Genomic DNA, 9,828 nt, shown 5'->3' on the forward strand with positions numbered 1-9,828 from the left:
GCCCCCCTCTCCCCAGGGAGAGGGGGGAGTATGACCCTCCTCTCCCCCGATCCCTCTCCCTAGGGAGAAGGGAGAAACAGCCACTTCCGGTTCCCTTTCTCCCTGGGGAGAAGGGGTTAGGGGATGAGGGCTCAAGGCTTGCGCAATCGCCCCCAAAACCTCCTCCAAGTCCTCAAAAACTTGCTCGTTGGTAAAACGCAGGACTTGTAGACCCTGTTGGGTCATCCAGTCATCCCGCATTGCATCCCGTTCAATCGTAGAGCGATGAACTTCGCCATCTAGTTCAACGACCAGCCGAGCCTGGTGGCAGTAAAAATCAGCAATGAATTGCCCAATATTATGTTGCCGCCGAAACTTGGCATTGTGTAAACGGCGATCGCGCAGGCACTCCCACAAAAATGTTTCTGCTGTTGTTTGTTGTTGTCGTAGTTCCTTGGCCCGTTCCAGAAGCACCTCAGGAATTTGCCGCAATTGCCCAGCCAGCTTCTCCATAGCCAAATCCCGACCATCCTCCAGCCCCCCTCCCCCTGGCGAAGGAAGAACTACCTCTTGTTCCCCTTCTCCCTGGGGAGAAGGGGCTAGGGGATGAGGGCTCCGGAGGTGAGGGTCAATCTCCATCTCCCACGCTTCCACCAGCCGCTCCGACAGGTAGCGGCACACCTGCACCAAAAAGGCCCCGCTGCCCATGGCCATATCGCACACCTTCAGAGCCAGCAGCTCCGGGGCCGACTTCAGCCGCCATTCCTCCTTCGGCTTACCCTCCGCCACCCCTGCGTAGACCAGCGGTTCCAGGGTGTATTTGACGATTTCTTCTGTCAGGGTTTTGGGAGTGTAGTGGGTGCCCGTCTCGCGGCGATCGCTGCCCTGGGTGACAAACACACTACCCGCCGGTATCACCGTCGGCTGGTCAAAAGTATCCGGGCGAATCAGCTTCACCCAGGGCAGCACCCGCTGCAACAGCGCTAGGTCATTGTGGCAGGCGACGAGGAGCTGGTTGCGATCGTGCGGGTCGAGGCCCTCACCCCTGGAGCCCTCACCCCCGGCCCCTCTCCCTAGGGAGAGGGGAGAAATAGCTGCTTCTTGTTCCCCTTCTCCCTGGGGAGAAGGGGTTAGGGGATGAGGGTCAGGAATCAGCTTCTTCAGCGCCGCCTCTGACTTGCCGGTAGCCTTATTCAAAAAGGTCAGCAGGTCTTGCTCCCCTTTGCTGTGCAGCCGCTCCAGTTCCTCCAGAGCCACCTCCGGCTCCTTATTCTTGGTGCCCAGCAGCCCCAAAATGGTGCCCTTGGCCCGCACCGCCGTGTGGTCGAGCAGACCCTCATAGACATGGCCAATCTGCTCAATATCCAGCGCCCGAAACGACACCTTGCGCGGCTCCACCGTGCCGCCCACCTTAATTTGCAGCAGTTGCAGCGCCTCCAGCAGGTGCAGCACCGTGCGGTTGTTGATGGGGATGGGGGCCGCTAGGGTCTCTTGCCAGTGGGTGCCCGTCGGTCGCCCTTCTAAAAACGGAAAGCGATCGGGGTCAAACAGTTGCCCACCGTAGGCGGGCAGCTTCAGCGCATCGTGGTGAATGCCGCCGTGGACAGCCCGAAATGTCGCCAGCAGCCGTACCCAGGCATCGTAACGGCGTTCCAGCAGTTCTTCCCCCGCCTGGTCAGCTAATTCGCGCAGTTGGGCACGCAGGGTGGAAACTGCATAGAACTGGTCATAGAGCGGATCTCCCAGCAGTAGCAGATCCCGCTCCTCTGCCGAGAACAAAAACACCAGCCGCATCATCACCGTCAGCGCCGCCTGGTAGAGGGCCGTCTCGGGTAGGCCGGTCAGTAGGCTGCGATCGCGGTCTTGGTCAATGCGATCGATGGCCTGCACCAGCACCTCCACCGCCTTCCGCACCTGAAAGCCCAACTGGTCGGTGACCTCCTGCTGGGCATCTTTACTGCGGGCTAGCAAATCCTCCAGGGTTTCCCCGGCATCTACCGCAAAGAATCGCCGCACCCCCAGCAAACTCTGAAACGCCCGCAGGGTAAGTTTTTCTTCTAGCCACAGGTTGCCATACCAGGAAATAAACCCCGTTGCCTCGCCCCTGGGGGCATTCACTAGCATCCACTGCTCGCCATTGGTCAGCAGCCCCAGGCGCACGTCGGTGGCGTGCAGCAGCTCCATCATGCCCGTTGCCGGAGATGCCTTCCACCGCGAGCCGCGATAGGTTTTCTCTAGCCCCTGCTCGGGCGGCACTACCTGCACCAGCAGACGCGGCTTACCCCCCTCGGGCTCTACCACCACCCAGTCGGGGCGCAGGGTGAGCTGATGCTCTGCAAAGGTCACCTTTAGCGCCGGGGGAATGCCCTGCCCACTGAGCAGCACCTCGTCAGGAAACTCCAGCAGATCCGTCAGCACCCAGCTCACCCAGGCCCGGTGGATCGCCGGGTCGCGGCGGTAGTCGAGCCATTCTTCGTAGGCGGCCCGCAGGGCGCGAAAGCGCTCGGCGTCGTGGGCCTCTAGCCCGCTGGGGAATGCCTCCAGCAGCACTTGTAGGCTGAGAAACGGCCCCGAGGCCTCAACCAGCGATAACCATTCGACGTGGTGGCGTGCGATCGACATAGTTCAGCAATCTAGGTCCAGTGCAGTGCTTGGAGGGCGGCGATAACCTGGGGTCGCAGTACCCAGTACCAAGTAGATGCTCCCTGTTTAGACTTCTGCCAGTAACCATCGGCCAGGGTAAAAGTCCAAAACGGCAGCTCAGATGTCCCCCGCTTGGGGGGTGCATAGTTGAGATGGTCGGCAACTGCCTTAGCCACATTGGCGTACTGCAAGTTAGCTGCCTGGTATCCGCTATAGGCTGCTGCCGCCGCCAGTTGGGTGGCCGTAAGGGTGCGGTGGGGGGCGTTGTAGTGGGCTGTCAGCATGGCTCGCTGGCCCTCGCTGAGAGAGGGGGCAATGACCTCTAACGCCCGTCGATAATCATCCACCGTTAAAGGAACCGGCAGTTGCGGCAGGTCTCGGTACTCATCTCGGTGGTTACCGCTGTGGTTCTCCATGCCCGGTTTGGTCAAATACCCGCCGTTTAGCTCAATCCAGCTCTTGATGATGCGCTGGGGGCGTTCGTGCCAGTTGAGGTTGAAGGCACATAACTTTGGGAAAAAGACCATCTCTGAATAGGGGAGGTGGTCGTGAATCCACCAGGCCAGGGGGCGAAAATCGCCCGTTTGCTCGTACTGGTCTAGATAGCTATTGACGACAATGCAGGCCGTTGCCCCCATATAACCCTGGTCGTCGGGCATATCCCATATGTGCCTGGCAGCGTTGGCCTGGTTGTTGGCGCAGCCCAGCTGCTTCTCATTGCCGAACTGGTTGACTTCAGGAGATCGATAGGCCGAGCGAATGCTGATGCGGCCAAACACTTCCTGCAATGGCTCCAACAACTCCTCGCAGAGTCGCTGACCAGCCTGAACCGCCAGTTCCGGATTGTGGGGCACATTGGGGATGTTGTAGAAGTTAGAGATTTCGCTGTAGAGAAAATCTCGCATAAAAAAGTTCTTCGACAGGCGAATGCGCCCGAAAGCCTCCAGACTAGCGATAGAACCAATTTTAGCCATGACAACCAGAATGATTTACGGATGCTCCATCAGTGGGGAGCTTTTGGAATGTTGACCTGGGTGGCTAGGGCAGGTGTGTTCGGCTTTCTCATCACTTGAGATATCCTTGCAGATCAAAGCACGGCGACAGAACATAAGGCCTGTGGTAGCGCTGCCCTGATCATGCCCTACTACAACTGTTTGACCATCATCGAATGAAAAACTTAGAGTCTCTTCATCGAGAAGCCATGGAGTTGGTGGATCAGGCGATCCTGGCCCGTCAGCGGGGGGATGCCGAAGCGGTGTTGGCCATATCCAGGGCAGCGTTTGACAAAGAACGGTCAGCGGCAGATTTGGTGGCCGACCAATTCGACCTGGAGCCGACTCGCTCTGTGCTGCATCGCAGCGCCGCCGTCCTCGCTCTGGAGTGTCACGAACTGCGGGAAGCAGAACGCCTCATTGGTCGAGCCCTGGCGGGTTACCCTCCCAACGACATCGCCAACGAACTGCGCGACCTGCTGATAGAAGAAATCTACTCCCAGCGCCAGGCCATAGGTCAAACCCGCCCCGTAGGATAGCCGTCCCGGCTGTCTAGATCACCTAGCCGATAAAATCTAGCGATACCCTAGAAATGGATCAGCTCTAGCGCGGGAAAATTATGGTTGCCCAGCCTCAGCCCACCTTCACCCCTGCGGAATACCTGGATTGGGAAGCTCAGCAGCCCTTTCGGTATGAGTATATGGATGGCCATATTGTGGCCATGACCGGTGGCACCATTCCCCATAACCAGATTGCGGTCAACCTAGTGGCCATCCTGCGCCCCCACCTGCGGGGTAAAGGCTGCAAGGTTCTCAGTAGCGATGCCAAAGTCGCTGTTTCTGAATCGGGGCCGTTTTACTATCCTGATGTCAGCGTCACCTGCGACCCACGAGACGCCAGCGCTCGCTCCTATATCCGCTATCCTTCGCTGGTAATCGAGGTATTGTCGGAGTCTACAGAAGCCCGCGATCGCGGTCGTAAATTTCGCCACTACCGCCGCATTGAGACCCTCAAAGAATATGTGCTCATCGACCCCGACCGAGTCTTGGTAGAGTGCTATCGGCGCAATGAGCGAGATAACTGGGAGCTGGTTAACCCGCTGGCTGACCTGTCCGCGCTGGCAATTCCTGACATTTCCCTCAACTTGGCGAGCGTGAATCTCGAAATCCCTCTCTCTCAAATTTATGAGGATGTGGTTTTTCCTGACGATGAAGCGCTTTGAGCAAGACCAACTGGGCGTTGCTGAACTGAAGCATGACTGTTGGTAGGGGCAAACGGCCGTTTGCCCCTACGAGAGACGTTGCAATCTGGATTCATACCGGTATTCAGCAACGCCCAAGACCAACTGCTTCAGGGCAGACAGGCTGGATGCCTATCCTACAAGGATGAATATCTATCTCCCGTGACCCAGCATTTCAGTCTCAACATCTTTATGTCAACTAACAAGCTTCTTGGGCACCAAAAAGGTGATCGCTAGCGGAAATAGCCGCGCCGTAGGATTGGCAAACCGGGCGCGAATCAGCGCCGTCTCCTGTTCAATTTCCTCAGGAATTTGGTCTAGCCTCGCTTGCAGGCTACTGCGGTTGCGGTCGAACTGATCACGCTCCGTATCGCTAAAAATGCTGAGCTGCTGGGGCTGTTCTGCCTCCGTCAGCTCATGCAGAATGCTCTGCCGCAGCTCAGTCATAATGGCGGTGATATCCGCCACCTCCTTCTCGCAGCGCTCCTGAAGCGCCTTTTCTAACGAAGCCGTGCGCTCCGCCTGGCGTACCTCCAGACTTTGCAGCAGCGCATCGGCATAGTTATCCCAAATGGTAACTAGCTGCTGTTGGATGGTTTCGGGCACCGGGTCAGGCAGGGTAGCATCCAATGCCTGCCGCATCGCCAGCAGACTCTTAAATCGGCTAAACCGCCCCTCCCGCAACACACCTCCAGCGGTAATCACCTCCTCGTGTAGCCGTTGCTGATCGCCCCCCAGCACTACCAGCCGCCCATAGGCCACCACCGCCGGAACATCCAGCGCCGAGCTTTCGACCACTCGCGCCGTCACCCGATAGAGCGACTTATTGACCCCGCTGGCCCACACCTCGGCTCGCAGCAGCCGCAAACACATCTGCACCAGCCGATGGTTGAGGTGAACCAGCACCACATCATCCTTACCCCGCGACAGGTCCGGATCAAATACCAGAGGTCGAACCTCCCCCGTGTGGGGATGGGCCAATCCCTGACCACAGGCCGCCCAGCTTCCTCGCATCGGCGGCAGGGTGTAAACCCCAGGCCGATCTTTCACCAGCTGTAGGGGCGGTTGCTGGGCTACCTCTAGCCCAACTCGCACCACCGACGCGATATTCTCGGGCATCAGCCGCAGGTTTGTGCGGGTCTCTTGCAGTTGCTCCCTGAGCTTATCAATTTGGTCTCTCACCTTGCGCTCAAACTTGAGCAGTCGGCGAATGGGCTCACTCTCCTGCTCCGCCAGGGTGGTATCGAGGGTAGTGCGTCGGCCCAGCATGGCCTCTTCTATCTGGGCGGCAATCACCGGCCCCACCTTGCCTAGGTCTTCGCGAATGGTGTTAACCTTCAACGCTGCCCGCAGCAGAAATTCCAGGTCGCCATCCAGGTCGCCAGGCCGGGCACCCAGCGCATTTTGCTGGGCATAGCTTTTGCCGACAAAGTGGTAAATCATCACTGCAGCGGCTTTTTGCCCGTGGCGATCGATGCGGCCATTGCGCTGCTCCATCCGATTCGGATTCCAAGGAATCTCGTAGTGGATCAGGTTAGAACAGTGGTTTTGTAAATCCAGACCTTCCGACGCCGCATCGGTCGCCAGCAAAATTCGCACGTTGGAAACCGCTGGCCCCGCCTGGAAAGCCGCCTTCACCCGCTCGCGATCGTCCGAATTCATTCCCCCATAGAGCATCATCAGGCGATCGTCTTGAGCTAGCCCCCGATTGCCCAGCAGGTCATACAGCCATTTTTGGGTAGCACGGTACTCTGTAAAGATGATCACCCGCTGATCAGACCACTGCCCCTGGGGGCGAATATGGGCATCAATCCAGTCCAGCAGGGTTTGGGCCTTGGCATCGGGGCGTCTAGCTGCTTTCTCCGCCCACTGCTGCATGCTGGTCAGCAGGGTTTGCTCCTCCGTACTGAGGGGACGGAAGAGCCGCGAGCTAGAGTCCACGACATCGTGGGTAGAGTCTTCATAGCTGTCGTCGTCGGCAAAGTCTTCTTCGATTTGGTCGAGCTGGCGACGCAGGATCGAGATCGAGGGTTTGGAGAGCTGACGGCGCGACCGCGATTTTCCCTCCCGCAGCGTCTTCTCATGCTGTTGCAGGGTGGTCAGAAACGCCTGAGGCGACGAGAAGAGCCGTTTTTTGAGCAGCTTCAGCACAAATTCGGTGGCGGTTAGCTCTACCTTGTCATCCCTGGCCCCACTGCACCGCAGCTCGGTATAGCGCTTCAAGTCAGCATTGGCCGCCTGCTCCTCATCGGTATAGTCCACCGTCAGCGCCTCTAGCTGGCGCACCGGAAAGCGAGGGGTACCGTCCCACTTGGGCGGTAGCTCCTGCTTGAGTCGCCGGATCATCACCACCTGAAGCTGGTTGCGATCGGGCTCGACCCCTCGGGCAAATCGCTGCGAATCGAGCAGCTCTAGCAGGGCCGTAAAGCTCTCGGAGTAGCCATTGTGGGGGGTTGCCGTCAAAAACAACTTGTGCTCAAAGTGAGGGGTCAGCAACCGAATCGCCGCCGTCCGTTGAGAATCCACCGCATAGTTGCCGCCCCCTGAGGGCGCAATGTTGTGGGCCTCATCCACAATCAGCAAGTCAAACCGGCGGGGGTAGATCGCCTCTCCCTCGGCAGGGAGCACCTCTCGCATCAACCGCAGGGGGCGATCGCGCTTCAGAAAGTCAATCGAAGTAATTAGCCGGGGGTAATGAGTCCACGGATTCACATGCAGACCCCGACTGCGCCGCAGGTGGCGCAGCAAATCGCTATTGACAATGCGAAAATCGAGACCAAACTTGTCTCGCATCTGGTCTCGCCACTGCACCTGCAACGAGGAGGGGCAAACCACCACAATGCGCCGCACCCGCTGCCGCAGAATCAGCTCCTGGGCCACTAGCCCAGTTTCGATGGTTTTGCCGAGGCCAACATCATCGGCAATCAGCAGGTTCACCCGTGGCATCTGAATCGCCCGCACCACCGGGTCAAGTTGGTAGTCTTCAATATCAATGCCGCTGCGAAAGGGCGACTGCACATTGCGCATATCGGCACTGGAGGCGGCTCCCCAGCGCACAGCATCGAGAAAGGCTTCCAGGCGATCGGGTGAGTCAAATCCATCCGGGTAGGGTAGCTCCCTTGCCTCAAAAATCGAGGCTCCGGGTTCTAGTTCCCAGACCACCTGTAGCTCTTCCCCCAGAGCATCGTCTTCCACCGACGACAGGCTAACCAGGTGCTGAATACTCTCTTGGTTTCCCAAAACTGGGCTCATCGGCGATAGGGAGACGCGAATATCCGTCACCGCAAAACGCTGACCCCGTACCTCCACCAGCTGCCCCTGCTCTGGAATGCCCCGAATTGATTCCGCTGTGGTCATACGTTGCCCTATGCTTCTTCCTATTTCCTGAGCCGTTGGTCAAGCTTCCGGAACATAGACCCGTTTCAGCGCAGCCCTTTACAGGCTGCGCCAAACCATACCCGAACCCCAAAAGGGTCAAAAGCCAATGGTGACCCGACATCAGTGTTCCCACTTATGCTTAGCTCGATGACCTTTGCTGACAAGAGAACTGGCTGATGGCGCAGATCCGGATTCAAGACGCACAGTTAAAATCGACAAATAAAACGCCACTGGCGTCCCAGCTCTAGCGCTCCAAATTCCTGCTGCGAAGTGGCATCCGCTGCGATTGCCCCACCTGAATCGCCTGAATCGCCTGCACCTGAGCTACCGTTCCTCGGGCATACTGCTCAATCGTGGGCGGGGCCACCCCCTGCAAATCTTGCTGAAAACGGGCATACGGCCCTTGGTGCAGCAGGTCCGCCACGGCCTCCCCCGATTCTCCGGCCCCCAACGCCGCCGCCGTCACCTTTTGGTCAAGCTGAATGACAGCCAGATCGCTGCTCACATAGTCCCGGTAGAGATCGGGGTAGCTCTGGATTTTTCCCGTCACCGAGCAAGCATACTCCAGATACCGCTGCTGCTGAAGACTATCCACGGTCTTCTGGGCGTACTGGAGCAATTGGGGTAGGGCCGCGTTCTTCTCATCCTCAGATAAGCCCAAAATTTGCTGCTGCGTAAGATCACGCAACTCGGCCTCAGAGTAGTTGCCGGAGTGTCGGTAAGCGAAGGGCAGCCAGAAGGCACGGGTGGCGGTGGCCGCTTTCTCTTTGCCGTTGTAGGTGTCGTGGATCAGCCAGAAGTAGGTGATGCCGTTGGGGGAGGTGCGATCGGGCTCAAAGATAAAGCGCACTCTGGGTTTATTTTTGGAAGAGCCGCCAGAGGATAACGCAGAAGGCCTTCTAGGCATGATGGACGTCCTACTCGCTGTACTGATAACCGTCTCGACTGAAGCATCCCTGAGGAAATTGTAGCCTGGCACAGCGGAAACAATGCTGGCATTTCAGAGGCCTCACCAAAACGCCTACAGGCAGGGCTGATTCACTGCTGAAGCTACCGCGAGACACTGTAGTGATCGCTGCTGGCGGTTGTGATGATCGAAGACGGCATTGGGGGTATCGCCCAATCCTCAGATCACCAAAATAGGGCAGCATACATGCGATCGATAGCTCGACTTGTGGACGAACCGTCCACCTCTCCAAAGATGTCCAACAATGCCCAAACACGCCTAAAAGCTAGGGTTTTGACGCGATATTGAGATAAAGATTGAGATAAAAACTGATTTATAAATTTGTCTAGGTGTTAAAACTGTCTATTTGCAAGGCTTTCAAAAATATGACCGCCCGATTCGTAAGCAGTTCCTCTACCTATGTTCAGGGATAATGGGGTTTATCCGACTCTGGTTTGGGTGTAATGGCCTAGTTTATTACACCCAAACCAACAGCTCAGTCAGTTAGCCAGGTCATCGCGGCCTGACTGCCTGACACATCTTTAGGCAGCCTCCCAGGGTGGTAATTGACAGCACAGGGATTGGATCCTAGAGAACCAGATGCGGTCATAATACCGGGCTTCAGCTCTTTTAGAGGCAAAACAGGGCTC

The 9,828-nt window shown here is 57.6% G+C and carries 5 protein-coding genes and 1 pseudogene; 2 read left to right on the forward strand and 4 right to left on the reverse strand.

Annotation, left to right across the window (positions count from 1 at the left end; translation table 11 throughout):
- Both IQ254_RS26665 and IQ254_RS33980 read right to left on the reverse strand, forming a co-directional pair.
- On the reverse strand, window positions 1-2,601 hold a 2,601-nt coding region (locus IQ254_RS26665; RefSeq protein ID WP_193969189.1), incomplete at its 3' end, for a DUF559 domain-containing protein.
- Between the two features lie 413 nt (window positions 2,602-3,014).
- A pseudogene (locus IQ254_RS33980) lies at window positions 3,015-3,596 on the reverse strand (hypothetical protein); the annotation flags it as partial.
- 194 nt (window positions 3,597-3,790) lie between these two features.
- Between IQ254_RS33980 and IQ254_RS26675 the strand changes: the two are divergent.
- Window positions 3,791-4,153: a hypothetical protein gene (locus tag IQ254_RS26675; protein WP_193969190.1), complete on the forward strand. Its 363-nt coding sequence runs from the start codon at window positions 3,791-3,793 to the stop codon at window positions 4,151-4,153.
- Window positions 4,154-4,233: 80 nt separating this feature from the next.
- Window positions 4,234-4,836 (forward strand): Uma2 family endonuclease, encoded by a 603-nt coding sequence (locus tag IQ254_RS26680; RefSeq protein WP_193969191.1) that lies wholly within the window; start codon window positions 4,234-4,236, stop codon window positions 4,834-4,836.
- A gap of 213 nt (window positions 4,837-5,049) precedes the next feature.
- Here the strand turns inward: IQ254_RS26680 and drmD are convergent, their stop codons facing one another.
- A complete protein-coding gene (gene drmD, locus IQ254_RS26685; RefSeq protein ID WP_193969192.1) occupies window positions 5,050-8,211 on the reverse strand; it encodes a DISARM system SNF2-like helicase DrmD in 3,162 nt (1,053 codons plus the stop codon).
- 265 nt (window positions 8,212-8,476) lie between these two features.
- Complete coding sequence (locus IQ254_RS31870) at window positions 8,477-9,139, reverse strand: hypothetical protein (RefSeq protein WP_228041125.1); 663 nt, start codon at window positions 9,137-9,139, stop codon at window positions 8,477-8,479.
- Window positions 9,140-9,828: the final 689 nt, after the last annotated feature.

Source organism: Nodosilinea sp. LEGE 07088, assembly GCF_015207395.1.
GTDB lineage: Bacteria > Cyanobacteriota > Cyanobacteriia > Phormidesmidales > Phormidesmidaceae > Nodosilinea.